Annotated in this window: 28 protein-coding genes; 8 read left to right on the top strand and 20 right to left on the bottom strand. The window is 65.1% G+C overall.

Translation table 11 applies throughout. From position 1 onward, the window contains the following. Positions 1–92: 92 nt before the first annotated feature. Genes SUTH_RS16455 through ychF form a run of 3 tightly spaced genes read left to right on the top strand, consistent with a single transcriptional unit; the run spans position 93 to position 2,446 of the window. Positions 93–755 carry a 50S ribosomal protein L25/general stress protein Ctc gene (locus tag SUTH_RS16455; protein ID WP_052473726.1) on the top strand — a complete coding sequence of 221 codons (663 nt, stop codon included), beginning with the start codon at positions 93–95 and terminating at the stop codon, positions 753–755. A gap of 3 nt (positions 756–758) precedes the next feature. Beyond that, positions 759–1,358: an aminoacyl-tRNA hydrolase gene (gene pth / locus SUTH_RS16450; RefSeq protein WP_041100794.1), complete on the top strand. Its 600-nt coding sequence runs from the start codon at positions 759–761 to the stop codon at positions 1,356–1,358. After that, positions 1,355–2,446, top strand: a complete 1,092-nt coding sequence (ychF, locus tag SUTH_RS16445) for a redox-regulated ATPase YchF (protein ID WP_041100793.1) — start codon at positions 1,355–1,357, stop codon at positions 2,444–2,446. The genes pth and ychF overlap by 4 nt, the downstream gene beginning before the upstream one ends. Here ychF and SUTH_RS16440 read toward each other — a convergent pair. Together SUTH_RS16440 and trxA are read right to left on the bottom strand one after the other, a co-directional pair. Next, the gene (locus SUTH_RS16440) at positions 2,436–3,440 is read right to left on the bottom strand and encodes a PAS domain S-box protein (protein WP_084207462.1); all 1,005 of its coding nucleotides are present in this window, start codon (positions 3,438–3,440) and stop codon (positions 2,436–2,438) included. The genes ychF and SUTH_RS16440 overlap by 11 nt on opposite strands. Positions 3,441–3,487: 47 nt before the next feature. Beyond that, a complete protein-coding gene (gene trxA, locus SUTH_RS16435; RefSeq protein WP_041100791.1) occupies positions 3,488–3,856 on the bottom strand; it encodes a thioredoxin in 369 nt (122 codons plus the stop codon). A 68-nt stretch (positions 3,857–3,924) separates the two neighbouring features. Here trxA and gluQRS point away from each other — a divergent pair, with 68 nt between their 5' ends. Both gluQRS and SUTH_RS16425 read left to right on the top strand, forming a co-directional pair. After that, positions 3,925–4,848: a tRNA glutamyl-Q(34) synthetase GluQRS gene (gene gluQRS / locus SUTH_RS16430; protein WP_041100790.1), complete on the top strand. Its 924-nt coding sequence runs from the start codon at positions 3,925–3,927 to the stop codon at positions 4,846–4,848. A gap of 33 nt (positions 4,849–4,881) precedes the next feature. Beyond that, positions 4,882–5,364 carry a CoA-binding protein gene (locus SUTH_RS16425; RefSeq protein ID WP_041100789.1) on the top strand — a complete coding sequence of 161 codons (483 nt, stop codon included), beginning with the start codon at positions 4,882–4,884 and terminating at the stop codon, positions 5,362–5,364. Positions 5,365–5,368: 4 nt separating this feature from the next. Here SUTH_RS16425 and queE read toward each other — a convergent pair whose 3' ends face one another. From queE to SUTH_RS16345, 16 genes are all read right to left on the bottom strand, one after another. After that, positions 5,369–6,037, bottom strand: coding sequence for a 7-carboxy-7-deazaguanine synthase QueE (queE, locus tag SUTH_RS16420; RefSeq protein ID WP_052473725.1), 669 nt, complete (start codon positions 6,035–6,037; stop codon positions 5,369–5,371). Next, positions 6,037–6,783, bottom strand: a complete 747-nt coding sequence (locus tag SUTH_RS16415) for a YbgF trimerization domain-containing protein (protein ID WP_041100785.1) — start codon at positions 6,781–6,783, stop codon at positions 6,037–6,039. The genes queE and SUTH_RS16415 overlap by 1 nt, the downstream gene beginning before the upstream one ends. Before the next feature lie 2 nt (positions 6,784–6,785). Continuing rightward, positions 6,786–7,325 carry a peptidoglycan-associated lipoprotein Pal gene (pal, locus tag SUTH_RS16410; RefSeq protein ID WP_041100783.1) on the bottom strand — a complete coding sequence of 180 codons (540 nt, stop codon included), beginning with the start codon at positions 7,323–7,325 and terminating at the stop codon, positions 6,786–6,788. Positions 7,326–7,367: 42 nt separating this feature from the next. Further along, positions 7,368–8,651, bottom strand: a complete 1,284-nt coding sequence (gene tolB / locus SUTH_RS16405) for a Tol-Pal system beta propeller repeat protein TolB (RefSeq protein WP_041100781.1) — start codon at positions 8,649–8,651, stop codon at positions 7,368–7,370. Between the two features lie 102 nt (positions 8,652–8,753). Further along, complete coding sequence (locus SUTH_RS16400) at positions 8,754–9,494, bottom strand: energy transducer TonB (protein WP_052473724.1); 741 nt, start codon at positions 9,492–9,494, stop codon at positions 8,754–8,756. Next, positions 9,495–9,890, bottom strand: coding sequence for a protein TolR (tolR, locus tag SUTH_RS16395; RefSeq protein WP_231851057.1), 396 nt, complete (start codon positions 9,888–9,890; stop codon positions 9,495–9,497). 14 nt (positions 9,891–9,904) lie between these two features. Then, on the bottom strand, positions 9,905–10,582 hold the full coding sequence (gene tolQ, locus SUTH_RS16390; RefSeq protein WP_041100777.1) for a protein TolQ: 678 nt from the start codon (positions 10,580–10,582) through the stop codon (positions 9,905–9,907). Further along, on the bottom strand, positions 10,579–10,977 hold the full coding sequence (ybgC, locus tag SUTH_RS16385; protein ID WP_231851056.1) for a tol-pal system-associated acyl-CoA thioesterase: 399 nt from the start codon (positions 10,975–10,977) through the stop codon (positions 10,579–10,581). The genes tolQ and ybgC overlap by 4 nt, the downstream gene beginning before the upstream one ends. 55 nt (positions 10,978–11,032) lie before the next feature. After that, positions 11,033–12,493, bottom strand: a complete 1,461-nt coding sequence (locus SUTH_RS16380) for a hypothetical protein (RefSeq protein WP_041100774.1) — start codon at positions 12,491–12,493, stop codon at positions 11,033–11,035. A gap of 8 nt (positions 12,494–12,501) precedes the next feature. Next, a complete protein-coding gene (locus tag SUTH_RS16375; protein ID WP_052473723.1) occupies positions 12,502–13,209 on the bottom strand; it encodes a class I SAM-dependent methyltransferase in 708 nt (235 codons plus the stop codon). 9 nt (positions 13,210–13,218) lie between these two features. Continuing rightward, the gene (locus SUTH_RS18715; protein WP_171817394.1) at positions 13,219–14,730 is read right to left on the bottom strand and encodes a galactosyltransferase-related protein; all 1,512 of its coding nucleotides are present in this window, start codon (positions 14,728–14,730) and stop codon (positions 13,219–13,221) included. 1 nt (position 14,731) lies between these two features. Continuing rightward, positions 14,732–15,796: a Holliday junction branch migration DNA helicase RuvB gene (gene ruvB / locus SUTH_RS16365; RefSeq protein ID WP_041100772.1), complete on the bottom strand. Its 1,065-nt coding sequence runs from the start codon at positions 15,794–15,796 to the stop codon at positions 14,732–14,734. A gap of 23 nt (positions 15,797–15,819) precedes the next feature. Next, positions 15,820–16,416, bottom strand: a complete 597-nt coding sequence (gene ruvA, locus SUTH_RS16360; protein ID WP_041100770.1) for a Holliday junction branch migration protein RuvA — start codon at positions 16,414–16,416, stop codon at positions 15,820–15,822. After that, the gene (locus SUTH_RS16355; protein ID WP_041100769.1) at positions 16,413–17,621 is read right to left on the bottom strand and encodes a glycosyltransferase family protein; all 1,209 of its coding nucleotides are present in this window, start codon (positions 17,619–17,621) and stop codon (positions 16,413–16,415) included. The genes ruvA and SUTH_RS16355 overlap by 4 nt, the downstream gene beginning before the upstream one ends. After that, complete coding sequence (gene ruvC, locus SUTH_RS16350; RefSeq protein WP_171817393.1) at positions 17,621–18,166, bottom strand: crossover junction endodeoxyribonuclease RuvC; 546 nt, start codon at positions 18,164–18,166, stop codon at positions 17,621–17,623. The genes SUTH_RS16355 and ruvC overlap by 1 nt, the downstream gene beginning before the upstream one ends. A gap of 112 nt (positions 18,167–18,278) precedes the next feature. Beyond that, the gene (locus tag SUTH_RS16345) at positions 18,279–19,124 is read right to left on the bottom strand and encodes a DMT family transporter (RefSeq protein ID WP_041100765.1); all 846 of its coding nucleotides are present in this window, start codon (positions 19,122–19,124) and stop codon (positions 18,279–18,281) included. Between the two features lie 93 nt (positions 19,125–19,217). Between SUTH_RS16345 and SUTH_RS16340 the strand changes: the two genes are divergently transcribed. Next, positions 19,218–19,754: a peroxiredoxin gene (locus SUTH_RS16340; protein WP_041100763.1), complete on the top strand. Its 537-nt coding sequence runs from the start codon at positions 19,218–19,220 to the stop codon at positions 19,752–19,754. A 15-nt stretch (positions 19,755–19,769) separates the two neighbouring features. Here the strand turns inward: SUTH_RS16340 and SUTH_RS16335 are convergent, their stop codons facing one another. Then, positions 19,770–20,540 carry a TIGR01458 family HAD-type hydrolase gene (locus tag SUTH_RS16335; RefSeq protein ID WP_231851054.1) on the bottom strand — a complete coding sequence of 257 codons (771 nt, stop codon included), beginning with the start codon at positions 20,538–20,540 and terminating at the stop codon, positions 19,770–19,772. Between the two features lie 40 nt (positions 20,541–20,580). Continuing rightward, on the bottom strand, positions 20,581–21,306 hold the full coding sequence (locus SUTH_RS16330; protein WP_041100761.1) for a YebC/PmpR family DNA-binding transcriptional regulator: 726 nt from the start codon (positions 21,304–21,306) through the stop codon (positions 20,581–20,583). Positions 21,307–21,397: 91 nt separating this feature from the next. On the opposite strand from SUTH_RS16330, the gene SUTH_RS16325 reads away from it, so the two are divergent. Both SUTH_RS16325 and SUTH_RS16320 read left to right on the top strand, forming a co-directional pair. Further along, complete coding sequence (locus SUTH_RS16325; protein WP_041100759.1) at positions 21,398–22,939, top strand: helicase HerA-like domain-containing protein; 1,542 nt, start codon at positions 21,398–21,400, stop codon at positions 22,937–22,939. Then, positions 22,936–23,838: a DMT family transporter gene (locus SUTH_RS16320; RefSeq protein WP_197539609.1), complete on the top strand. Its 903-nt coding sequence runs from the start codon at positions 22,936–22,938 to the stop codon at positions 23,836–23,838. The genes SUTH_RS16325 and SUTH_RS16320 overlap by 4 nt, the downstream gene beginning before the upstream one ends.

Below are 23,838 nucleotides of genomic sequence, written 5' to 3'. Positions count from 1 at the left end.
AGCCAACGTTAGCCTCCACTGAAACTTCGTTTTCACCCCCTGGCCTGGTCGCGGGCGAGGGATTTTTCAAGCAGCACTTACTGGAGTAAATCATGCAACTCGAATTCAACGCAAACAAGCGCGATGGACAGGGCACTGGAGCGAGCCGCCGCCTGCGTCGCACTGGCCGGGTACCCGGCATTCTGTATGGCGGCACGGCCAAGCCGCAGCAGATCGACATCGACCACAACGAGCTGTTTCAGCTGCTGCGCAAGGAGGCCTTCTATTCCTCCGTGCTCAACGTCAATTTCGACGGCAAGAAGGAAATGTGCCTGCTGCGCGATGTGCAGCGCCACCCCTACCGCCCGGTGATCCTCCACGTCGATTTCCAGCGCGTCGATGCGACCCACAAGCTGCACCAGAAGGTGCCGCTGCACTTCGTCAATGCCGATGTCTCGCCTGGCGTGAAGCTCTCCGGCGGCATGGTGCAGCACGTCATGTCCGATCTGGACGTACGTTGCCTGGCGAAAGACCTGCCGACCTTCATCGAAGTCGATCTGAAGGACATGGTTGCCGGCCATTCGATGCACGTTTCGCACCTCAAGCTGCCGGCCGGTGTCGAAGCCGTGCTGCACAAGGGTGAGGATCCCGTGGTGGCAACCGTGATCGTCCGCGGCGGCAAGGCCGAAGAAGAAGTTCCGGTCGAGGCCGCGCCTGTTGTCGCGCCGGTGGAGAAGAAGGCCGAGAAGAAGTCCGAGAAGACCGACAAGAGATAATTCTTGCAGGCATCTTTGCGCTTGATAGTCGGCCTCGGCAACCCCGGGGCCGAATACGCTGAAACCCGGCACAACGCCGGGTTTTGGCTTTGTGAGCGTCTGGCACGGGAACTTGGCGTCAATCCTGCCCGCGAATCGCGCTTTCACGGCCTGGCCGGGCAGGCGCGCGCCGAGAGCCTGTGGTTCCTCCTGCCGCAAACCTTCATGAACCGCTGCGGCCAGTCGGTGCGGGCGCTGACGCAGTTCTACCGCATCGAGCCGGCCGAAATGCTGGTCATGCACGATGAGCTGGATCTGCCACCGGGCCAGATGCGGCTCAAGTTCGGCGGTGGCCTCGGCGGCCACAACGGCCTCAAGGACATTACCGCGCACCTTGGAACCCAGGACTACTGGCGGCTGCGCATCGGCATCGGCCATCCCGGCGACAGGAACGAGGTCGTCGACTATGTGCTGAAGCCGCCGCGCAAGGAAGAACGAACCGAGATCGACGCGGCACTCGACCGCGCCCTGCTCGCCTGGCCCATGCTGGCGCGCGGCGACTTCGCCGCCGCCACGCAAAGAATCAACAGCAAGCCGGAATCGGCCAAGAAAGAAAATCCATGAGTCTCAAATGCGGCATCGTCGGTCTGCCCAACGTCGGCAAGTCCACACTCTTCAACGCGCTGACCAAGTCGGGCATCGCGGCGGAGAACTATCCCTTTTGCACCATCGAGCCGAACGTCGGCATCGTCGAAGTGCCGGACCCGCGGCTGGCTGCGCTGTCTGCCATCGTCAAGCCGCAGAAAATTCAGCCGGCCATCGTCGAATTCGTGGACATTGCCGGACTTGTCGCCGGAGCGAGCAAAGGCGAAGGGCTGGGCAACCAGTTCCTCGCCAACATCCGCGAAACCGATGCCGTGGTGCACGTGGTGCGCTGCTTCAGCGACGACAACGTGGTGCATGTGGCGGGCAAGATTGATCCGCTGCATGACATCGAGGTGATCGACACGGAACTGGCGCTGGCCGACATGGCCACGGCGGAAAAGGCGCTGGCCCGCTACAAGAAGCCCGCCAGCGCGGGGGACAAGGACGCGAAGATACTCTGCGCCGTACTGGAGAAATGCGTCGCGCAACTGGACCAGGCCAGGCCGGTGCGGGCGCTGGATCTGTCGAAGGAAGAATGGGCCAGCCTCAAGCCCTTCTGCCTGATCACCGCCAAGCCGGTGCTCTACGTCGCCAACGTCAAGGAAGGCGGCTTCGAGAACAATCCCTACCTTGATGCGGTCAAGGCCCATGCCGCCGCCCAGAAGGCCGAAGCCGTCGCGGTTTGCGCCGCGATCGAAGCGGAGATTGCCGATCTCGATGATGACGAAAAGCAGATGTTCCTGACCGACATGGGCCTGGAAGAACCGGGCCTGAATCGCCTGATCCGTGCCGGCTACAAACTGCTCGGCCTGCAGACCTACTTCACCGCCGGCGTCAAGGAAGTGCGCGCCTGGACCATCCATGTCGGCGATACGGCGCCCAAGGCCGCCGGCGTGATCCATACCGATTTCGAGAAGGGTTTCATCCGCGCCCAGACCATCGCCTTCGACGACTTCATTGCCTACAAGGGCGAAACCGGGGCCAAGGAAGCCGGCAAGATGCGCGCCGAGGGGAAGGATTATGTCGTCAGGGACGGCGACGTCCTGAACTTCCTGTTCAACGTGTAGTCGGCTCCTGCTCGCGCGGATGCGCGCGCCGCTCGTTGGCGACGCGCAAGGTGACGTCGGCGATCATCCAGACGCTGCGCGCATGGCTGCCCGCCATCTGGCGTCCCGAGAACTCGGCCCAGAATTGAGTACCGTCGGCGCGGTGCAGGCGGTACATGCCTTGCGCCAGGCGCCCCTTGTCGAATGCGCTGGCCCGATCGGCGAGAAACTGGCTGGCCTCTTCGGCGTTGACGAAATGCGCCTGCAAGGATGCCGTCGTCAGTTCCTGGATGCGGCGACCCAGCATGTCGCCGAGCCGCGCGTTGCACTTGATCACTTGTTTGTTGTCGATCACGGCAATCCCCATCGGCGACGATTCGAAGATCGCCTGCTGTTCGGCCAGCAGGGATTCGGCTTCGGTGCTGCGTTCAAGATCGTCGATCGCGGAGCGGTGGAGCGAGCGCTGGATCAGGAGCAGCACCGCCATGCAGCATACGGCACTGAGGATCAGCCATTGCACGGGATTGGCAACACCAAGGATGTAATGCAGACCGGCCGGCGCCAGGACGGGGATGGAAAAAAGCCAGAAGGCGATATTGCTTACGGCGAGAAAGAACGAGCCGATGAAGGCGACCACCACCACCAGCAGCAGAATGAACACTTGTGCATTGTGATGGTGTTCCGGTGGATAGAGGGGGCCGAACAGAGCTCCCCAGCCGGCACTGGTAAGGAAAGCGCCGGCGGCAAACAGCCATTCCCAGCGACGAATGCCCGCTGCCTGCCGGTCGGCCTTGCCGAAGATGTACCAGATCCAGACGCGCATGGCGAACACGGAAAGCATGTAGGCGGTCCAGGCTTTCTGGATTTCCAGCCCGATGGTGCCGAAGAGCACGACAAAGCACAGAAAGATTCCGACCAGTGTTGCTACCGCGGTCGTCGGCATATGCTCATAAAGTATCTCGACGCGGCGAACTTCCGCGGCGTCGCTGAGCTTCCTGGAAAACATGGATTTCATTTCCGGCCTTTGATCATGTTGCAATCATAACCGCTTATCCTGCTTGCTTACGCCGTGCCCGCCTGTCCCGCGATTTCGGCGCGCACCGTGTCCATGTCGAGCGCCATGGCCTGTTCGATCAGTTGATCAAAGGCGCCGGCTGGCAGGGAGCCGGCCTCCGAGTAAATGATGATCTGGTCGCGGAAAATCATCAGCGTGGGAATCGAGCGGATGCTGAAGGCGGCGGCGATTTCCTGCTGCTCCTCGGTATTCACCTTGGCGAAGACGACGTCGGCGCGTTTCTCCGACGCCGCTTCAAATGTTGGCGCAAACGCGCGGCAGGGCGCGCACCAGGGCGCCCAGAAGTCTATGATCACGTTGGCGTGTTGATTGATGGTCTGTTGAAAATTGTCGGCGTTGAGTTCCAGCGTGGCCATGGGCGGCTCCCTTTTGATATGAAACGAATGCTACCGTTTTGCCGCGCGGCGTGCTATCACTCCGCCCGATGACCACCGCACGACACGCTTATCGCGGGCGCTTCGCCCCATCGCCGACAGGGCCATTGCATTTCGGTTCGCTGGTGGCGGCCGTCGGTTCGTATCTGGAGGCGAAGACGCGGGGCGGCGAGTGGCTGTTGCGCATGGAGGATGTCGATCAGCCGCGCTGCTCGATGGCCGCCGCCGACGAAATTCTTCGCGTACTGGAGGTTTGCGGGTTGGCGTGGGATGGCGAGGTGGTCTGGCAGAGCCGCCGCACCGAAGCTTATGCCGCCGCGCTGGAAAGGCTCAAAGCCGCCGGCCGGGTGTTTCCCTGCGGTTGCACCCGTCGCGAACTCGCCGATTCGGCGATCGCCCCCGACGGCGCGGCGATTTATCCCGGCACCTGTCGGGCCGGGCTGCCGGCAGGGCGCGAGGCGCGGGCCTGGCGCCTGCGGGTGGGTGATGCCCGGATCGGCTTCGACGATGCGATCCAGGGCCGCATCGTCAGCGATCTGGCCGGCGAGGCGGGCGACTTCATCCTGCTGCGCGCCGACGGCCTGTTCGCCTATCAACTCGCGGTGGTGGTCGATGATGCCGATGCCGGCATCACGCATGTCGTGCGCGGCGCCGATCTTCTGGCCTCGACTTCGCGCCAGATATTCCTGCAACAATGCCTTGGCGCGCCGACTCCGGGCTACGCGCATCTGCCGGTGGTGGTCAATGCCTCGGGCGAAAAGCTGTCGAAGCAGACGCGGGCGGCGCCGGTGGACATTTCACGGCCCGGCCTCGCGCTGTTTGCGGCGCTGGAATTTCTCGGGCAGCGGCCGCCTCGGGAATTGTCCGGCGCCACGGTGGCCGAGATCTGGGCGTGGGCACGCGCAAACTGGCAACTCGTTCGCGTGCCGCGCGGCCCGGCCCGGGCCGGCAGCGTGCAGAACGCCGGCCAATGAGATAATCAGGCCTCATACCAAAGGAAGCAAGCCATGATTGTCGAGGATGTTGCAGGGCTGCGCCGCGTGCTGCAGAACAACCGGGTGATCGCGGTGGTCGGTTTGTCGGCGAACTGGAACCGCCCCAGCCATTTCGCCGCCAAGTACATGCTGGAGCATGGCTACACCATCATTCCGGTGAATCCGGGTCCTGCCGAAATACTCGGCCAGAAATGCTATCCGGATCTCGCGTCGATTCCGGTCAAGGTCGATATGGTGGATGTGTTCCGCAAACCCGAGGACGTGATGCCGATCGCCGACGAGGCGATTCGCATCGGCGCCAGGTGCCTCTGGCTGCAGCTCGGCGTGATCAACCGCGAGGCCGCCGACAAGGCTTCTGCCGCCGGGCTCGACGTGGTCATGGATCGCTGCGTGAAGATCGAGTACGCACGGCTCTTCGGCGGGCTCAACTACGCCGGCGTCGATACGAAAGTGATTTCCGCCAAGCGCCCAACCTGCCCGCCGCTGCAAGGCTGAGTCGTCAGCGCCCCTTGGCGTTGTCCCACAGCAGCTTGTGCAATTGCAGCTGGAAGCGCACCGGCAGGCGGTCGTCGAGGATCCACTGCGCGAGCTGCGTCGGATCGAGTTGCCCCTGCACGGGTGAGAAGAGTATCGGGCAGCGCTCGAAGAGTCGGCGCTGGCGGCACGCCGATACGGCCCAGTCGTAGTCCTCGCGCGAGGCGAGGACGAACTTCAATTCGTCATGGGCCGTCAGCAGGCCGATATTCTCCCAGCAGTTCTTCGCCTCTTCTCCGGAGCCGGGCGCCTTGAGGTCGACGATGCGCGCCACGCGCGGATCTATGCCGCCGATGTCGAGCGCGCCGCTGGTTTCGAGCGATACCGAATGGCCCGCATCGCATAGCGCGGACAGCAGCGGCAGGCAGTTCTTCTGTGCCAGCGGCTCGCCGCCGGTGACGCAGACCGTTTTGCAGTCGAATCCGGCAACCCGCTGCAGGATGTCGGCAATGCTCAGGGATTCGCCGCCGCTGAAGGCATACTCGGTATCGCACCAGACGCAGCGCAGCGGGCAGCCGGTGAGCCGCACGAAAACCGTGGGCAATCCGACGCGGCTGGATTCGCCCTGGATGGAATGGAAGATTTCTGTGACGCGCAAGGAGTTTTGCAAATGAGCGTCGCTTGTGGCAGACACTACTTCTTCTTCAGCCTGAGCTTCGCCCGCTTGCCGGCCTCGCTGTTGGGGTAGCGCTCGGCCAGTTGTTCGAGGGTCGCTTTAGCCGCCTTGAAGTCTTTGCCGGCTTCGAGGCTGGCGACGCGGCTTTCCAGCGCTCCCGGCGCGCGATCGTCGGTGGACCAACTGGCGGCAAACTTGCCGAAGAGTTCGGCGGCGGCGGCGTGGTCCCTGGCCTGGGCGTGGGCGTAACCGCCCCAGTAGTGGGCCGACGCGGCCAGGCTGCTGTTCGGGTAGGTCTTGATGAAGGCGAGGAAGGAGGCGCCGGCCTCCCGGAACTTCGAAGCCTTGAGGCCGGCCAACGCGGCCTCGTAGTCGCGGGTCTCCTGCGCGGGATCGACCTTGGGCGCTTCCACCTTGGCCTCGGCGGGCGGCTGTTCCAGCTTCCTCAGCCGATTGTCGAGGTCGACGTAGAAATCCTTCTGGCGCTTCTGTGCGGCTTCGAGCTCATAGGTCAGCACTTCGATCTGGCCGCGCAACTTGGCGATGTCGCCCTTGATCGCTTCGAGCTGGTTGGCAAAGTCGATCTGGTTGCGACTGACCGTGTCGGCACGCTTGCCGAGATCGGTCATTTCCACCCGCAGTTGTTCGATCCGGTTGCGGGCTTCGTCGTCGTCGAACATGCCGGCCTGGGCCGACATGGGGAGTGCTCCCGCGAGCAGCAGGAACATTGGTGCGGCCAGCCGCGAGACCAAGCCGGCTCGCATGTTCAGAACTCGCCCGAGTAAAGCATGTCGCCGCGACGGTTCTTGCTCCAGCATTCTTCGGCGGACTCGGTACAGACCGGCTTTTCTTCGCCGAGGCTGACGGCTTCGAGCTGGTCCTCTTTGGCGCCGAGCAGGGCCAGCGCCTTTCTTACCGCGTCGGCGCGTTTCTGGCCCAGTGCCAGGTTGTATTCGCGGCTGCCGCGTTCGTCCGCATTGCCCTGGATCAGCATTTTCATTTTCGGGTTGGCCGAAAGGAACTTGCCGTGGGCCGTCAGCAGCGCCTGGAACTCGTCCTTGACGATGTAGCTGTCGTAATCGAAGTAGACGCTGCGCTTGGACAGCGGGCTGCGCGGATCCTTCAGCGCGGCAATGCTGCTGGGATCGAAGCTGTCCGGTTGCACCTTGGCCACCGGCGCGGTGCTGACCGAGCTTGGCGTGCGCGATTCGACGCCGGCCGGATGCTGTTCGGGTGCGGGTGGCTGCGAGCCGCAGGCGGCCAGCAGCAGGGTCAGGGCGGAGAGGGGTATGAAGAGTGCGCGCATGATGGTTCCTCGATGGATTCGGTGATCTTGTCTTATCGGACTTTATCGTACCAGCGGGCCCCAGGCAGGTTCCCGCACGTCGGCGGCCTGCACGGAGAGTTTCTGCTTGACCCGGCCGTCGCTGGAAACCGCGGCCAGAACGCCGCGCCCGCCGATCTCGGTGGCGTAGAGAATCATGCGGCCGTTGGGGGCGAAGCTGGGCGATTCGTCCTTGGCCGAGTCGGTGAGCACCTGCGTCTGCTTGGTCGCCAGATCCATCAGCGCCAGCTGGAAACGGCCGTTGTTGCGGGAGATGAAGGCCAGGCTCTTGCCGTCCGGGGAGGGCCGCGGCGTGACGTTGTAGCTGCCTTCGAAGGTGACGCGTTCGGCCGGGTTTCCTGCTCCGGCGCCCGAAGTGGCGATGCGGTAGATCTGCGGGCTGCCGCCGCGATCGGAGGTGAAGTAGATGACCTGGCCGTCCGGCGACCAGCGCGGCTCGGTATCGATGCCGGACGAGGTGGCAAGCCGCGTCGCGCCGCTGCCGTCGGCATTGACGACATACAGCTGCGACGAGCCGTCCTTGGTCAGTACCACGGCCAGTTGCTTGCCGTCCGGCGACCAGGCCGGCGCCGAGTTCGAGCCCTTGAAGTTGGCCGCGACGTGGCGGCGGCCGCTGGCGAGATCATGCACATACACCACCGGCTTCTTGGCCTCGAAAGAGACGTAGGCGAGCTTGCCGCCATCGGGTGACCAGGCCGGCGAGATGATCGGTTCGCGCGAGGCCAGCGCCGCCTGGTCGTTGCTGCCGTCGGCATCGGCGATTTTCAGTTCGTAGCGGCCGGTGCTCTTCACCACATAGGCGATGCGCGTGGAGAACACGCCGGGCTCGCCGGTGAGCTTTTCGTAGATGAAGTCGGCGATGCGGTGGGCCGTCGCGCGCAACTGTGCGCCCGTATGCAGGTAGGCCGGATTGCCCAGTGCGGCCTGTTTGGGCACGTCGGACAGGCGCACCCGGGTTTCGTAGCGGCCGTCGGCGCTTGTCGTCACGCTGCCGCCGGCGACCGCATCGGCGCCCTTCGCCTTGAGATCTTCAAAGGCGGGTGTCGCGCTGTCGGCCAAGGGGCTGCCGGCATCGACCAGGCGGAACAGGCCGCTGCGGTCGAGGTCGGCGCGAATCACCGAGGCCAAGGCCTGCGCGACGATGCGTTCGCCGGTGAAGTCGGCAATGGCCACGGGCAGGCGGTTGGCGCCGGCACCGGTAATTTCGACCGTAAGTTGCGCGTGGGCGGCGACGGAATGCAGAGTCAGGCCGGCAGCGCAGGCAAGTACAAGACGTTGGAATCGCATCGCGCCGATTATAACGCCTCGGCCCCGGCTGCCTTGAACCCGGAATAGGCCGGAATATGCCTCGAGATCCGTCGCTTGCCCGACACGCTTCGCCAACTGGCGTCAATCATCCAGCGGTCGATAGCGCAGCTCGATCAGGCGCGAGAACAACTCGGCCTGCGGCGGTTGCGGCAGCGGGCTGGATTTGAGGATGGCTCGCTCGATGGCGGTGTCGAGCGCGGCATTGCCGGACGAGCGCTTGAGGCGCACGGCGATGACTTCGCCGCTCGGCAACTGCGTGATATCGAACAGCGCCTCCGGATTCCCCTTGATTTCCGGCGGCAGGACGATGTTGCCGCGAATCTTGCCGCGGATGCGGCCGAGATAGTCGGCAATCGCCTTGTTGCGCGAGGCGGCAGCCTGCGCCGCCTTCATCTGCGAGAGCTCCTGCGCCGCGCTGTCGGCCTGTTTGCGCTGGGTCAGCTGTTCGGCCTCGCGTTTGAGCTGCTCCTGGAATGGATCGACGCGCGGTCGGGGCGGCTCCACTTTTGGCGGCGGCTTGGGTTTTTCCTTGTCCTTGATGGCGATGTCGGGCTTGGGCGGCGGCGGCGCGGGTTCCACCTTCGGTGCCGGAGGTGGCTCGACAACAGTCGGCGCTGGCGGTACGGCGACCGGCGGGGGGGCGGCAGGCTCGGCAGTCGCGCGCACCAGTTCCACTTCGACCACGTCGGTGGCCTTGGTCTGCCAGCGCACGCCATAGAACAGGAAGCCGGCCAGCAGCAGATGCACCGCGATGGCCAGTGCGATGGAAGCGCGCTGGCCGGCCTTGTTGGCGGGCGGCAGGATCGGCGATTCGTTGCCCATCTATTTTGCCGCCATCGGTTGCACCAGAAGGCCGATCTTCGCCACCTGCTGGCGCTGCAATTCGTCCATGACGCCCAGTACCGCTTCGTACTTGACGCTGCGATCGCCGGCGATCAGCACCGCCTGCTGGGGATTGGCGGCCTGGGCTTGCTTGATCCGGCCGGCCAGGTCGGCGCGGGTCACAACCTGCTCCGGGCCGCCCGTGGACCGGTCGCGCAGGGCCAGCGAGGCATCGGCCTTGATGATGACTTCCAGCGGCGCGACCGGGGGTTGCGTGCTCTTGCCGACGCTCGGCAGATCGACGCTGCCGGTCTGGATCATCGGCGCGGTGACCATGAAGATGACAAGCAGCACCAGCATCACGTCGATGTAGGGCACGACGTTGATTTCATTCATGAGCCGGCGCTGCCTCATCGCATCTGCCGCTGCAGGATGTTGGAAAACTCTTCCATGAAGCTCTCGAAGCGCACCGCGAGGCGATCCACGTCATGGGCGAAGCGGTTGTAGGCGATCACCGCCGGGATCGCGGCGAAGAGGCCGATCGCGGTGGCGACCAGCGCTTCGGCAATGCCGGGCGCGACGGCGGACAGCGTCGCCGTGCTCATGTTGGCCAGGCCGCGGAAGGCATGCATGATGCCCCACACCGTGCCGAACAGGCCGACGTAGGGCGAGACGGAGCCGACCGAGGCGAGGAAGGCCAGGTGCGCTTCGAGGTCGTCGATCTCGCGCTGGTAGGTGGCGCGCATCCCGCGCCGCGCGCCGTCGACCACGGCAGTGGGATCGATCGTCTTTTGTCCGCGCAGCTTGGTGAATTCGCGGTAACCGGCTTCGAAGATGCGCTCCAGCGCGCCGCTGTGGTGGCGGTCATTGACGGCGCTCTGGTAGAGCGCGTTGAGGTCGCCGCCGCTCCAGAAATCACGCTCGAACTTGTCGGTCCTGGTCCGCGCGTCGCGGATGGCGAAGGCCTTGCGGAAAATCCAGTACCAGGAAGTCAGCGACACCAGCGTCAGCAGCGCCATCACCAGCTTGACCACCAGGCTGGCGTGGATGATGAGTTCGATGATGGAAAGGTCTTGCGTGATGTTCATTGGGAAACTTTCGTCAGGGCAGCCAGTTGATCGTGCATTGGGCGCGGCATGGCTCGCGGCCTGCCGCTTGTCGGGTCGATGCAGGCGACGCGTATTTTCGCATCAAGCAGGAGTTCATGTCCGCGCAGCACGCGCTGGGCGAAGGTCGCCTGCGCCCGCCCGAGGGAGGCAATGTCGGTTTCAACCGTGAGCAGGTCGTCGAGCCGCGCCGGCTTGAGGAATTCGACGCTGGCCGAGCGTACCGCGAAGGCGATGCCTTCCTTCATGAGCGCATTCTGGTCGTGGCCCAGCGTCCGCAGCAATTCGGTGCGTCCGCGCTCGATGAAACGCAGGTAGTTCGCGTAGTAGACAATGCCGGCGGCATCGGTGTCTTCGTAGTAGACGCGGACTTGCATGGTAAACCTCATGGGAAGATTCTACCGGCTTTGCCTGCCAGCTCTGCAGGCCTGCCTAGCTGCCGCAGCCGAGACCGGCCATGACCCGGCGGTTCTCCTCGAAGCATGTCGATCCGAAGCAGCGGGTGAGGAGTTCCGCGCGATCGGCGATCTGCCACAAGGGGGCAAGTGTTTGCTGCGCCTGCGGTGAGCCGAGATGAAGATCCTGCATTCGCAACTGCTGCGCCAGGAGGGGGTCTTCGATCAACATGCAAGCCCGGTCGATGACCTCGGACATGCGGTCGATCCAGTGCGCCTGTTCAAGGCTGAAATTGCTGTCGCCGCAGCGCGGTATGAAGCGTGCTCCACCAGCATCGACGACGTCGGTAACCATGCCGTGATTGACCAGATTGAGAATCTCCATGGAGACGTTGCCAAGCCCCTGGCCACTGTCGAGCAGGCGGTGCAGGGTCAGATCGCCGCCGCCAAAGCGTTGCCGATAGGAGTCGTGGGCGGAGTCCATGGTTATTCGATGCAGCAGGAATGTCTGCGGCACGACTCCAGCTCGCGCATACAGGCCGGCGAGCGAGACACCGGTGCCGCAGAGGTCCACTACCACGCTGCGCGGGCTGGCGATTGCCCCGAAATAGCGCAGATAGGCCGGCGAGCCTGACAAGCGCGCGACCCGGCTGGTATAGAAATACTCACAACCCAGGGAGCCGCCAGTGTTCGTGGCGCGGCTCAGGCTGCGGAACAGTCGCAACCAGGCGTGGCAGTCGCGGCTCGAAAACAGCAGGCGATCAGCGGCGGATTTGGCCGATGTGGCGAGCTGCACGAGCTGCATCGAGGCGATGAGCAGGATCGGCACGTTGATGCCGGCCTGGAGTTGACACAGGTTGGCGGCGGTCTCGTCGCGCTCCGCGATTCCCAGGCGCAGCGCCCGCGCGATGAGCGCCGTGCCGGTCCACCCGCGTTGCAAGAGGAATTGTTCGACCTCGGTCGGGGCCGCCATGGCGATGACTTCGGCGCGAATGCCGTGTTGGCGCGGCGCGGCGCCGTCGCTGTGTGGATTGTCGCCATGGTGCGTGAATTCGAGGCCGGTGGCGGCGAGCGTGCGCCAGGTCTCGCCGCCGGATTTACCTCTGGCGCTGCGCCAGATCGACACCGTGCGGCGCAGGCCGGCTCGTTCCAGCAGCATTGCCAGGAACTCCGTCGGTAGCGGAGTGTCGCTGATCAAGAGGTCGCCGTCGCGCACGAGCTGCAGCTGGGCCGCGATCGGGATGACGTTCTCCATCTCGGCAGCCAGTTCCACGGAGCGCGCATGGTCAGCCAGTTCGCGGCCAACGCCGCAATCGGAGACCATGCGGCGATAGATATCGTCGAGGGTGTGTTCCGTGCCCTGCAGTCCGGCTTCGGCCTTCATGCGCAGGGAAGCGAAGCCTGGCGATCCGATACGCTGTTCGACCAGGGAGAAGATTGTCTGCGGCCAGATGCACTTGCGCGCGATCAGGGTGTCAAAAACGTCGAAACTCTGCATGGTCTGGATCAGGCCTTGCGCAGCAGCGCCAAGGCGTTGCGATACCGGCTTCCCGGGACTTGGAGGTCGGTGAGGACGACGGCCGAGGCCACGGTGCCGAACAGCGCATGTATCGCCTCTTTGGTCCATACGCTCGACAGCAGGCCGGTGCCTTCGCGAAATGCCGCCAGCCAGTCCATGGTTTTGGGTGTCGGAGGCAACCGCGATTCGATGTGCGGCGGTTGCCAGTGTAGATCCTCGATCACGTAGAGGCCACCGCTGCGCAGGGAGCCGAACAGCTCGCGCAGTGCCAGCTGCTGGTGAAACGAAGCATGGGAGGCATCGTCGATGATGATATCGACGTCATTGCCCGTCAGCGCCGCAAGGCGCGCAAGATCGACAGGATTTCCACAGTCGCCGCGGAGGAAGCGGAAGCGCTCGAAATGTTTTTCAAGGTGGGCAAAGTCGGTGATGTCGAAGCCGTAGATCGCTGCCTTTGGAAAGTACTCGATCCACATCGCCACGCTGGGCGAGCCGCAATGCCGCTCTACCGCGCCGCCTATCGGCGCCTCCGGGCCGCCTCGCGCCAGTCCGAGTTCTACGACCTTGCGGGCGCTGTCGCGCTCATTGTGAAACAGCACATCGTATAACTGCGCATAGCGATGCCGGTCGGCCACCGTGCTGCCCTTGTCGGAGCCATGATGGTTTGCCAGCTTGTTCAGCGTCGAGGAGAACATGCGCGCGCGTCAGCCTCTGGCGGCCTCGAAGATCATTGTCTCCAGGCGGAGAAAGCCCTCGGGCATGCGCTCCAGATGCTCCAGCCCGCACAGTGCATCGTGGCTGCTGGTATTGATTTCACAGGCGACGGGGGCGGTGAAACCGGCATCGTGCAAGGCACGATGCAGCGTCTTGGCGTCGTAAACGAACTGGTGCCCCCAGTCGCGGACGAAGTTGTTGATGACAAAGGTATCGCTGGCTTCCGGTGCCCAGGCGATGAAACGCGCGCGCGCCCATTCAAGGTATGCATTCTGCAGTGCTGATTTCCCGGTACCGTAGAGGGCGACAAGAAAGGCCAGGTCGGGCGTGGCAATGCGCAACACGCCGCCGGGCTTGAGCACGCGCCGGCATTCGGTGAGCATTTGCAGCCCTTGCGGATAGCTCAGATGCTCAATCATGTGTTCGCTGAACAGATAGTCGAAGGAGGCATCGGCGAATGGAAATGGCTGCGTCGCGTCCAGGCGCAGCACTTGTGGTGAGCAAGGTTCAATGTCGACGTTCAGCCATCCATCGAGCACGCGCGTGCCACAGCCGAGGTGCAGCTTGGCCACGGCATGGGCAGCCAGGTACGCCGAGGCCGGGAAGGCGGAGGCGGTCAAGTCTGGCGCGAGCGGTGGTATCGGCGCCGCTGCCTCGGCGTTGCTTTCGATCGTGTAGACCCATTGGCGCTTGAGCCGCCAGCGGGGGTCGAGCGGCACTTCGATCCGATCGGGGATGTTGACCTCGATGCGCGAACTCGTCGCGCCACGCTCGGCATCCGCGAGCAGCGTGCGCGCCACTTCGGCGTGAATGTTGCGGCGCGCGGCGAGAGTCAGAGCTTGCGGCCCGACTTGGCGTTCGAGGTCGTACTTGATGTGCAGGTAGAGAAAATTGACGCGCTGATTGAGCCAGCGGTTCTTGATTGCATAGTGCTCGACTCGCTCGCTGTCGTGATGGGTCAGCGTCGCCAGCAGTTCACCGGGGAATGCGCCTGACGGGCAACCGGCCAACATCAGTCGACGATACAGATCATCGTCCTCCCCGCCCCAGCCCTCGATCGCTTCGTCGTAGCCCTCGACCGCCATGAAACGGTCGCGCGGACAGATCACTGTTCCACAGGCATCCCAGGGCATCGGCTGCGGACGATAAAAGTGGTCAGCGAGCAGCATCGGGATGACGCGGACGGAAAAATCGCCTGCGAGCGCGATGTCGGCATCGATAAAGCAGAGCCAGGGTGCCTTGGCCACCATGGCACCAATGTTCCTCGCCCGCGACAGGTTGAACGTCGGTGCGTCAAGAACGCGAGCTATCCGCACATTCGGGAAGTGCTCGCTCACCCAGAGATAGGCATGGTCGGGGCAGTCATAGTCCACTACGACACACTCGGCCCCGGCCTGTGTCACGAGTGTCGGAAGCGTCTGCCGCAGGTGATGCAGACGCCCTTTGCAGGTGACGATGAAGCAGATCGCGGGAGCAGCGTCGGCGGTGCCTGACGGTTTCACCTCAGGGCTCCCAGAGGGCGCCATTCGGATTGGTGTTCGGCGACGTCAGCCCGAAATGCCGCCAGATGCTGGCCGTCGCCACCCGTCCGCGCGGCGTGCGCTGCAGGTAGCCCTGCTGGATCAGGTAGGGCTCCAGCACGTCCTCGATGGTGTCGCGCGCCTCGCCGATGGCGGCGGCGAGGTTGTCCACGCCGACCGGGCCGCCGCCGAATTTCTCCAGCATGGCACCGAGCAGCTTGCGGTCCATGACGTCGAGGCCGAGGTGGTCGACGTCGAGCATGGTCAGTGCTGCGTCGGCCACGGCGCGCGTGATGGTGCCATCGGCCTTGACCTCGGCGAAATCGCGCACGCGGCGCAGCAGGCGGTTGGAGATGCGCGGCGTGCCGCGGCTGCGCTTGGCGATCTCGACCGCGCCTTCTTCGACGATGTCGCAGTTGAGCAGGTGGGCCGAGCGGCGCACGATGAGGGCGAGTTCTTCCGGCGTGTAGAACTCCAGCCGGGCGACGATGCCGAAGCGGTCGCGCAGCGGGTTGGTCAGCATGCCGGCGCGGGTGGTGGCGCCGATCAGGGTGAAGGGCGGCAGGTCGAGCTTGACCGAACGCGCCGACGGCCCTTCGCCGATCATGATGTCGATCTGGAAATCCTCCAGCGCGGGGTAGAGGATTTCCTCGACTACCGGCGAGAGGCGATGGATTTCGTCGATGAACAGGACATCGTTCGGCTCGAGGTTGGTCAGCATCGCGGCCAGATCGCCGGCGCGCTCCAGCACCGGCCCCGAGGTCTGGCGCAGGTTGACACCCATCTCGCGGGCGATGATGTGCGCCAGCGTGGTCTTGCCCAGGCCCGGCGGGCCGAACAGCAGCACGTGGTCCATCGATTCGGCGCGCCGCTTGGCGGCCTCGATGAAGATTTCGAGCTGGCCGCGGATTTTCTGCTGGCCGACGTAATCGGCCAGTTGCTTGGGCCGCAGGGCGCGTTCGAGCGCGTCTTCCTGCGTCGATTCGCGGCCTGCCGAGATCAGGCGCTCGGGCGAGGGCTCGGCGAATTTGTCGGTCTGGATGCTCATGCGGACAGTTTAGCCGACCCGACCTACGACGACTTAGACAGCAGTTTCAGCGCCGCGCGGATGCCGTCGGAGACGGAAACCTCGGGAGTCAGTCCCTTCATGGCCGCGAGCGCCTCGCGTTCGTTGTAGCCCAGCGCCAGCAGGGCGTTCATGATGTCGGAGGCGGCATCGGTCGCCGTGTCGCCAGCGCCGACTCTTGCACCTCCGCTCGACAATGTCTTCGGCAGCCGGTCGCGCAGTTCCAGCAGCAGGCGCTCGGCGGTCTTCTTGCCGATGCCCGGCACCTTGGTCAGCCGTCCGGCTTCCTGCAGCGTGACCGCCTGCGCCAGTTCCGTCACCGACATGCCGGAGAGCACCGCGAGCGCCGTGCGCGCGCCGATGCCGGAGATCTTCAGCAACTGGCGAAAGGCGGCGCGCTCCGCTTCCGAGGCGAAGCCGTAGAGGAAGTGGCCGTCCTCGCGCACGATCAGGTGCGTGTGCAGCGAGACTTTCTCGCCGCTGGCCGGCAGGTTGTAGAAAGTGCTCATCGGCACATCGACTTCGTAGCCGAGTCCGTGCACATCCACCGTGATGGCGGGCGGATTCTTTTCAATGAGGGTTCCGGTGATGCGACCGATCATGGCGTTGTCCTGGTTGTGTCATCGAGCATTTCAGCAATGCGGCGTACAAGATTGCCGGTGACTGCCTGCTGGTCGAACGCAGCGTACTTGGCGGCAAAGGCCCGGGCGTTGCCGCGCCAAACCGGATTATCGATCAGGTCGGCGAGCACGGCGCGCAGATCGCCCGGCGGCTGTTCCGGATTGACCAGGCGTCCTGCGCCCATTTCCTCGACACGGCGCGCCAGCATGAACTGTTCGAGATGCCAGGGCAGCAGCAGCAAGGGCTTGCCGGCAAGCAGGAAGGCCGTGGTGGTCGCGAGGCTGGAGTAGGTGATGCCGATGTCGGCTTCCCGCGTCATCTGTTCCATGTCGGCGGGATGGTCGAGAAAGCGCATGTGCGGTGCTGCAAAGCGCGACTGCAAGGCCGGGTTCATGCCGGGGAAATAGATGGCGGTCGACTGGCCAAGTGCATGCAATGCGACCAGCAGCGCTTCGTGGTGCATGCATTCGGGACGCAGATAGGCGAACACGCGTTTGCCTTCGCCCGTCGGCCATTCGACCGGCCGGCCGGCGCCCGCGCTGGGCAGGCTGCCCCAGTAGCGGGCCGGCCCGCGGTCGGCGTAGTGGTCGAGTTCGGGGAAGGTCACCAGCGCTTCCTCGGCGACGTCGAACAGGTCGGCCAGTTGTTTCATCGGGGCGCAATGGTGGCGCGCCAGCACCGTATTGACGGCAGCGAGCGCGGCGAAGTCGAGTTGGCTGATCGTTTGCTCCGGCACCGGGCTCCATGGTCGCATGTTGGGCAGGGGGCTGCGCCGCGGCGGGGCCGTGAAGCCATTGGAGAACAGCATGACGGGGAGGCCCAGGGTACGCGCCGCGAGCACTGCCGTCGGTGCGTGGTCCGCCAGCACCAGTTCGGCGCCGGTCAGGCGCATGGCTTCGCGCCAGGCTCCGACCAGGCCGAACAGGGCGCGTGGATCGGCGTAGCCGAAGCGCAGCAGGATATCGGCATACGTGAGGGGCGGGCCCGGCCGGATGCTCTCCTGCACGGTCGGGGCCGCGATCCAGGTGAAACCTTCGTTGGCGAGGAGGTCGCCTGCCACCGTCGGTTGCGTCACCATCCAGTGGACCTCGTGTCCGGCGTCCCGCAGTTCGCGCGCCAGGGGCAGGAATACTCCCATGTGGCCCAGTCCCGCGCCGAATTCCCACGCATACAGGATGGATGCCATCAGACTATCCTCCCGCCGCGCACTCGTCTGCCCAGTGTGGCCAAGGCGCCCAGGCCCTGCCCGCCATGGGCGTGGGCGATGGCGCAGGCCAGCGCGTCGGCGGCGTCGGCGCTCGGCACGCCCGGCAGCTTGAGCAGGCGTGCCACCATTTGCTGCACCTGCTCCTTGGCCGCCTTGCCGTGGCCGACCACGGCCTGCTTGACTTGCAGCGCGGTGTATTCCGCTACCGGCAGGTCGGCCGTCACCAGCGCGGAAATCGCAGCGCCGCGTGCCTGGCCGAGCAGCAGCGTGGATTGCGGATTGACGTTGACGAACACGATTTCGACCGCCGCCTGCTGTGGCCCGTAGGTGGCGATGATTTCCGCAATGCCGTCGAGCAGGGTCTTGATTCGCTGCGGCAGGCTGTTTTCCGCATCCGACTTGATGCAGCCGCTTGCCACATAACTCAGCGTGTTACCGGTCTTGTCGATGACGCCAAACCCGGTACTCCTGAGGCCAGGATCAATGCCGAGAATGCGCAATGGAGTCGAAGCAGGAGCTTTCATGCCACCTCAGCCGGGCCGCCTCAAGGAGGTGGCGAGCCAAAATACGGAAGCGGCGATAGCCGCTGAACTGCAGTCACCCCCTGCCATGGGCAGGGGGAAGGGGGGATGGTCCTCATTTCCGCGCAAGATACACGCCCCACACGGCGAGCGCCATGCCGACCAGCGCCATGCCGGCCAGCTTTTCGTCGAACAGCAGCCAGGCGATCAGCGCGGTGCAGGGCGGCACCAGATAGAACAGGCTGGCCATGTTCACCGCACTGCCGCGGCGGATCAGCATGTTGAGCAGCGAAATCGCGCCTACCGACAGCACCAGCACCAGCCAGGCCAGGGCAAAGATGAAGTCGGGCACCCATTCGATGCGGAAGTTTTCGGTCAGGCTGACAACCACGGCGGTGGCGATTGCCGTCGGCAGGAACTGCGCGATGGCGCCGGTGCGCCAGTCGAAGCTGGGGCAGAAGCGTTTCTGGTACAAGGTGCCGACCGTGATCCCGGCCAGGGCTGCCAGCGCCGGCCACAGGGCCTCCATGCCGAAGGCGCTGCCGAGCTTGCCCGACACCACCAGGGCGACGCCGACGAAGCCGAGTGCCAGTCCGGCCCACTGTCGCGCCAGCACCGCCTCGCGCAGCAACCAGCCGGCGCCGACGGCGGTCAGCAATGGCTGGATGCCGACTACCAGGCTGGTGACTCCGGCCGGCAGGCCCTTCGAGATGGCGATGAAGACGCCGCCGAGGTACACGCCATGCACCAGCAGGCCGGAGACGCCGATATGGAACCAGTGCCGCGCATCCCTGGGCCAGGGCGCGCGCATGGCCAGCGCGACCAGGGTCATCAGCGAGATCACCAGCAGGTAGCGGGTCAGCAGGAAGCTCAGCGGTTCGGCATGCGGCAGGCCGAACTTGGCGCCGATGAAGCCGGTACTCCAGAGCACGACGAACAGCAGGGGGGCGAAACGATTCATGAAAAGCGCGGTCGAAAATCCAGCTCGCAAGGGTAACCCATTCGTCACCCCCGCGCCGCGCTATGATGCATCTCGAATGACCAAGGAGCCGCCATGATCCGCAAACTTGTCGCCGTACTGTCAAGCCTGTTGGTCCTGGGTGGCGCGGCAAATGCGGAGGTGCCGGCGGTGGGGACTGTCGCGCCGGGATTCTCGCTGTCCGACCAGAACGGTGCGACGCGGCGTCTGGCGGAGTGGCGCGGCCGCTGGGTGGTGCTCTACTTCTATCCCAAGGACGACACGCCGGGCTGCACGGCGGAAGCCTGCGCCTTCCGCGATGATCTGGCCCAACTCACGGCGCTGGGCGCCCAGGTGGTGGGCGTCAGCGTGGACGACACTGCTTCGCACAGGGCTTTCGCCGCGAAGTACAGCCTGCCCTTTCCGCTGCTTTCCGACGCCACCGCCGAGGTGGCGCGGCAATACGGCGCCTTGTCGGACTGGCTGGTGATGAAGCTGGCGAAGCGCTACACCTTCCTTATCGATCCGGCGGGCCGCATTGCGAAGGTCTATCAGTCGGTCGACACCTCGCGCCATTCGGCGGAGATCGTCGCCGATCTGAAGCTGCTGCAGGGCAGGGCGGCGGGCCGCTAAGACTCGGGCGGACAGTCAGACGGACAACGCGGCGACCGCCGCAGCGAAGTCGTCGACCACCCGGTCCGGCCGGATCGTCGCGTGGCGTTCGTCCTCGGGGCGGAACTTGCCCGTGCGCACCAGGATGCCCGGGATGCCGGCTTCCTGTGCCCCGCCGATGTCGTCGGCGAGGTCGTCGCCGATCAGCACGGCATCTTCGGCCGCGACGCCGAGATCGGCCAGCGCGGTTTCGAAGAAGGGGCGTGCCGGCTTGCCGACGATCTCGGCTTGCGTGCCGGTGCTGTATTCGAGGCCGGCGACGTAGGCGCCCATGTCCAGCGACAGGCCGTCCTCTTCCATGAAGTAGCGGTTGCGCGCCATCGCCAGCAGGGGCAGGCCCTGCATCAGCAGCCGGAAAACGGTGTTCAGCGCGGCGTAGCTGAAATAGGCACCGGCGTCGCCGAGCACGACGCAGTCGGGATTCGGGTTGCTCGGACCGATTTCCCCGGCAATGTCGGGATGTACCAGGTAGTGGGGTTTCAGGCCGCGCATTGCGACCAGGCGGCGGGTGGCCAGGACGGCGGTCTGGACTTCGCCCGGATGGAGGTCAAAGCCCATCCGTCGCAGCTTGGCGATGACGGTTGCACTCGGCGAGCGCGTGGTGTTGGTGAGAAAGCGCAGCGGCAATCCGCTGCGCCGCAGCCGCTTCAGCGCGTCGACCGCGCCCGGCAGGGCCAGGTCGCCGGTGTGCAGGACGCCGGCGAGGTCGATCAGGACGGCTTGCGGTGGGCGGCGAAGCTTCATCATGGCCGGGAACTCCTGCAGCGGCATCCCGGTGCCGGGATGCCTATTCTTCTATTACGGCTGTCGTGTAAACCTCTTGCACGTCGTCCAGCGCCTCGAGCGCATCAAGCAGTTTCTGCATTTTCAGCGCATCCTCGCCGGCGAATCCGGTTTCGTTCTGCGGCTTCATGGTCACTTCGCCGAACTCGGGCTTGAAGCCGGCCTTCTCCAGCGCATCCTTGACCGCGGCGAAGTCGTTGGGCGGCGTGATGACTTCAATCGAGCCGTCTTCATTGCTTTGTATGTCGTCGGCGCCGGCCTCGATCGCCGCGTCCATCAATGCCGCCTCGTCGGTGCCGGGCGCGAAGATCATCTGGCCGCAGTGGGTGAACAGGAAGGCGACGCTGCCGTCGGTGCCCATGTTGCCGCCGTGCTTGGCGAAGGCGTGGCGCACTTCGGCGACGGTGCGCACCTTGTTGTCGGTGAGGCAATCCACCATCACCGCCGCGCCGTTGATGCCGTAGCCCTCGTAGCGGATTTCCTCGTAGTTCACGCCTTCAAGCTGGCCGGTGCCGCGCTTGACCGCGTTGTCGATGTTGTCCTTGGGCAGGCTCTGCGCCTTGGCTTTTTCGATCGCCAGCCGCAGCCGCGGATTGGCGCTGACGTCGCCCCCGCCCATCTTGGCGGCGACGGTGATTTCCTTGATCAGTTTGGTGAATACCTTGCCCCGCTTGGCGTCCTGACGTCCCTTGCGATGCTGGATATTGGCCCATTTGGAATGGCCGGCCATAGTTGTTTCCCTGGTTGCGCGGGTTTGCCGCGTAGTTGTCACGAGTTTGTTACGTACAATCATAAATTTTAGCACCTCGGGAATCCCAGCCATGAGCCAAGCCCTGCCCATCGCCAAGAGCGGCGAGACCGAACTGACCCTGTTGTCGCAGCTCGCCAACCGCCACGGCCTGATCACCGGCGCCACCGGCACCGGCAAGACGGTGACCCTGCAACGCATGGCCGAGCAACTCTCGAACGCCGGCGTGCCGGTGTTCCTCGCCGATGCCAAGGGCGACCTGTCCGGTCTGGGTGCCGCTGGCACCGTTTCGGAAAAGCTGCAAAAGCGCCTCGATGCACTTGGCATCAAGGACTGGCAGCCAAAGTCGAATCCGATCGTGTTCTGGGACGTGTTCGGCGAGAGCGGCCATCCCGTGCGCGCGACGATTTCCGACATGGGCCCGCTGCTGCTGGGGCGCCTGCTCAATCTCAACGACACCCAGGGCGGCGTGCTGCAGGTGGTGTTCTCGGTCGCCGACGACCAGGGCCTGCTGCTGCTCGACCTGAAGGATCTGCGCGCCATGGTGCAGCACGTCGGCGAGAACGCGGCGCAGTACAAGACCCAATACGGCAACGTCTCGGCGGCCTCGATTGGTGCCATCCAGCGCGGCCTGCTGACCCTGGAAGAGCAGGGCGGCACGAGCTTCTTCGGCGAGCCGATGCTCGACATCGAGGACCTGATGCAGGCGCAGGATGGCCGCGGCGTGATCAACGTGCTGGCCGCCGAAAAGCTGATGAACTCGCCGCGGCTCTATGGCTGCTTCCTGCTCTGGCTGCTGGCCGAATTGTTCGAGCAACTGCCCGAGGCGGGCGACCTGCCCAAGCCGAAGCTGGCCTTCTTTTTCGACGAAGCCCACCTGCTGTTCAGCGATGCGCCTCCGGCCCTGCTGGAGAAGGTCGAACAGGTGGTGCGCCTGATCCGTTCGAAAGGCGTCGGCGTGTATTTCGTGACGCAGAACCCGCTCGACATTCCCGACGCGGTGCTTGGCCAACTCGGCAACCGCGTCCAGCATGCGCTGCGCGCCTTCACGCCGCGCGACCAGAAAGCGGTCAAGGCGGCGGCGGACACGCTGCGCGCCAACCCGGCCTTCGATGCCGCGACCGTGATCACCGAACTCGGCGTCGGCGAGGCGCTGGTGTCCTTCCTCGACGAGCAGGGCCGGCCGACCGTGGTCGAGCGCGGCATGGTGCTGCCGCCCGCCTCGCGCATCGGGCCGCTGACGGGGGAAGAACGCCGTGCCGCCATCGCCGACTCGCCGATCGCCGGGCATTACGAGAAGCTGCTCGACCGCGAATCGGCCTATGAAAAGCTGCAAGGCGCGGCGGCGCAGGCGACCGCTAGCGGTACGGCCCCGGCAGTCGGCGCTGGCGGCACGGCGACCGGGACGGCGGAGCCGGCCGGTGGCGGCTTTCTGGGCGGCATCGGCGGCGCGCTGGGGGGCATGCTGGGCGGCGGTGCGCGTTCCGGTTCGCGCGGTCGGCAGACGGTGGTCGAAGCGGCCGTCAGCAGCACCGTGCGCGCCATCGGTTCTTCGCTCGGCCGCGAGATCGTGCGCGGCGTGCTCGGTTCCATCATGGGCGGTCGCCGCCGGTGATCCTTGCCGCCGGCCCGGGCGCCGCGCATCGCATCGGAGTGGCCCTGGCGATTGTTGCCGCCCTGGGCTTTTCCTTCAAGGCAATCCTGGTCAAGCTGGCCTACCCGTACGGTGTCGATGCGGTGACGCTTCTGGCACTGCGCATGGCCTTCGCCCTGCCGGTGTTCCTGTGGGTGGGGTTTTCCGCGTCGAAGAACGCGCCGGCCTTGAGCCTGCGCGACTGGGCTGCGGTTGTGGCACTGGGCGTGCTCGGCTACTACGGCGCCAGCATTCTGGATTTTCTCGGGCTCAAGTACATCTCGGCGGGCCTGGAGCGGCTGATCCTGTTCACCTATCCGACGCTGACCCTGCTGTTCGGTATGGCCTTGCACGGTCGCGCCGTCACGCGACGCGAAGCGCTGGCCCTGGTGTTGTGCTACATCGGCATTGCGGCGGCCTTCGCGCACGACCTGCAATTTTCCGCAGACACCGCTGCGGTGTGGATCGGCGGCGGCTTCGTCTTCGCTTCGTCCGTCAGCTACGCGCTCTATCTTTCCGGCAGCGCCGGCATGATCGCCAAACTGGGCGCGGCGCGTTTCACCGCGCTGGCCATGCTGGTGTCGACAGCCGCCACCGGCGGGCACTTCCTGGCGACGCAGCCCTTGACGGCGCTGGTCCAGCCCTGGCCGGTGTATGCGCTGGGCGCCGCGATGGGATTGTTCTGCACCGTGCTGCCGGTATTCGCCCAGTCGGCCGCGATTCGCCGCATCGGCAGCGGGCAGGCGGCGCTGGTCGGCATGGTGGGGCCGCTCTTGACCATCGCCTTCGCCTGGTTGCTGCTCGACGAGGGCTTCTCGACCGCGCAGATGGTCGGCGCCGCGCTGGTTATTGTCGGTGTGGCGGCGGTGAGTCGCCGGTAG

Source organism: Sulfuritalea hydrogenivorans sk43H (genome assembly GCF_000828635.1).
In the GTDB taxonomy this organism is placed as follows: Bacteria; Pseudomonadota; Gammaproteobacteria; order Burkholderiales; family Rhodocyclaceae; genus Sulfuritalea; species Sulfuritalea hydrogenivorans.
Note: the sequence above shows the minus strand (reverse complement) of the source record. Positions and strands in the feature narration are given on the sequence as shown.

Excerpts from the sequence above, each read along its gene's own strand:
- tolQ (WP_041100777.1), bottom strand. The coding sequence starts at position 10,582 with ATGAACATCACGCAAGACCTTTCCATCATCGAACTCATCATCCACGCC.
- tolB (WP_041100781.1), bottom strand. The coding sequence starts at position 8,651 with ATGCGATTCCAACGTCTTGTACTTGCCTGCGCTGCCGGCCTGACTCTG.
- SUTH_RS16330 (WP_041100761.1), bottom strand. The coding sequence starts at position 21,306 with ATGGCCGGCCATTCCAAATGGGCCAATATCCAGCATCGCAAGGGACGT.
- pal (WP_041100783.1), bottom strand. The coding sequence starts at position 7,325 with ATGCGCGCACTCTTCATACCCCTCTCCGCCCTGACCCTGCTGCTGGCC.
- trxA (WP_041100791.1), bottom strand. The coding sequence starts at position 3,856 with ATGGCCACGCTGGAACTCAACGCCGACAATTTTCAACAGACCATCAAT.
- gluQRS (WP_041100790.1), top strand. The coding sequence starts at position 3,925 with ATGACCACCGCACGACACGCTTATCGCGGGCGCTTCGCCCCATCGCCG.
- SUTH_RS16355 (WP_041100769.1), bottom strand. The coding sequence starts at position 17,621 with ATGGCATCCATCCTGTATGCGTGGGAATTCGGCGCGGGACTGGGCCAC.
- ruvB (WP_041100772.1), bottom strand. The coding sequence starts at position 15,796 with ATGAGCATCCAGACCGACAAATTCGCCGAGCCCTCGCCCGAGCGCCTG.
- ruvA (WP_041100770.1), bottom strand. The coding sequence starts at position 16,416 with ATGATCGGTCGCATCACCGGAACCCTCATTGAAAAGAATCCGCCCGCC.
- SUTH_RS16345 (WP_041100765.1), bottom strand. The coding sequence starts at position 19,124 with ATGAATCGTTTCGCCCCCCTGCTGTTCGTCGTGCTCTGGAGTACCGGC.
- SUTH_RS16440 (WP_084207462.1), bottom strand. The coding sequence starts at position 3,440 with ATGAAATCCATGTTTTCCAGGAAGCTCAGCGACGCCGCGGAAGTTCGC.
- SUTH_RS16375 (WP_052473723.1), bottom strand. The coding sequence starts at position 13,209 with ATGTTCTCCTCGACGCTGAACAAGCTGGCAAACCATCATGGCTCCGAC.
- SUTH_RS16455 (WP_052473726.1), top strand. The coding sequence starts at position 93 with ATGCAACTCGAATTCAACGCAAACAAGCGCGATGGACAGGGCACTGGA.
- ychF (WP_041100793.1), top strand. The coding sequence starts at position 1,355 with ATGAGTCTCAAATGCGGCATCGTCGGTCTGCCCAACGTCGGCAAGTCC.
- SUTH_RS16335 (WP_231851054.1), bottom strand. The coding sequence starts at position 20,540 with ATGATGAAGCTTCGCCGCCCACCGCAAGCCGTCCTGATCGACCTCGCC.
- SUTH_RS16400 (WP_052473724.1), bottom strand. The coding sequence starts at position 9,494 with ATGGGCAACGAATCGCCGATCCTGCCGCCCGCCAACAAGGCCGGCCAG.
- SUTH_RS16415 (WP_041100785.1), bottom strand. The coding sequence starts at position 6,783 with ATGCGAGCCGGCTTGGTCTCGCGGCTGGCCGCACCAATGTTCCTGCTG.
- ybgC (WP_231851056.1), bottom strand. The coding sequence starts at position 10,977 with ATGCAAGTCCGCGTCTACTACGAAGACACCGATGCCGCCGGCATTGTC.
- tolR (WP_231851057.1), bottom strand. The coding sequence starts at position 9,890 with ATGAATGAAATCAACGTCGTGCCCTACATCGACGTGATGCTGGTGCTG.
- SUTH_RS16380 (WP_041100774.1), bottom strand. The coding sequence starts at position 12,493 with ATGCAGAGTTTCGACGTTTTTGACACCCTGATCGCGCGCAAGTGCATC.
- SUTH_RS16340 (WP_041100763.1), top strand. The coding sequence starts at position 19,218 with ATGATCCGCAAACTTGTCGCCGTACTGTCAAGCCTGTTGGTCCTGGGT.
- SUTH_RS16425 (WP_041100789.1), top strand. The coding sequence starts at position 4,882 with ATGATTGTCGAGGATGTTGCAGGGCTGCGCCGCGTGCTGCAGAACAAC.
- ruvC (WP_171817393.1), bottom strand. The coding sequence starts at position 18,166 with ATGAAAGCTCCTGCTTCGACTCCATTGCGCATTCTCGGCATTGATCCT.
- SUTH_RS16325 (WP_041100759.1), top strand. The coding sequence starts at position 21,398 with ATGAGCCAAGCCCTGCCCATCGCCAAGAGCGGCGAGACCGAACTGACC.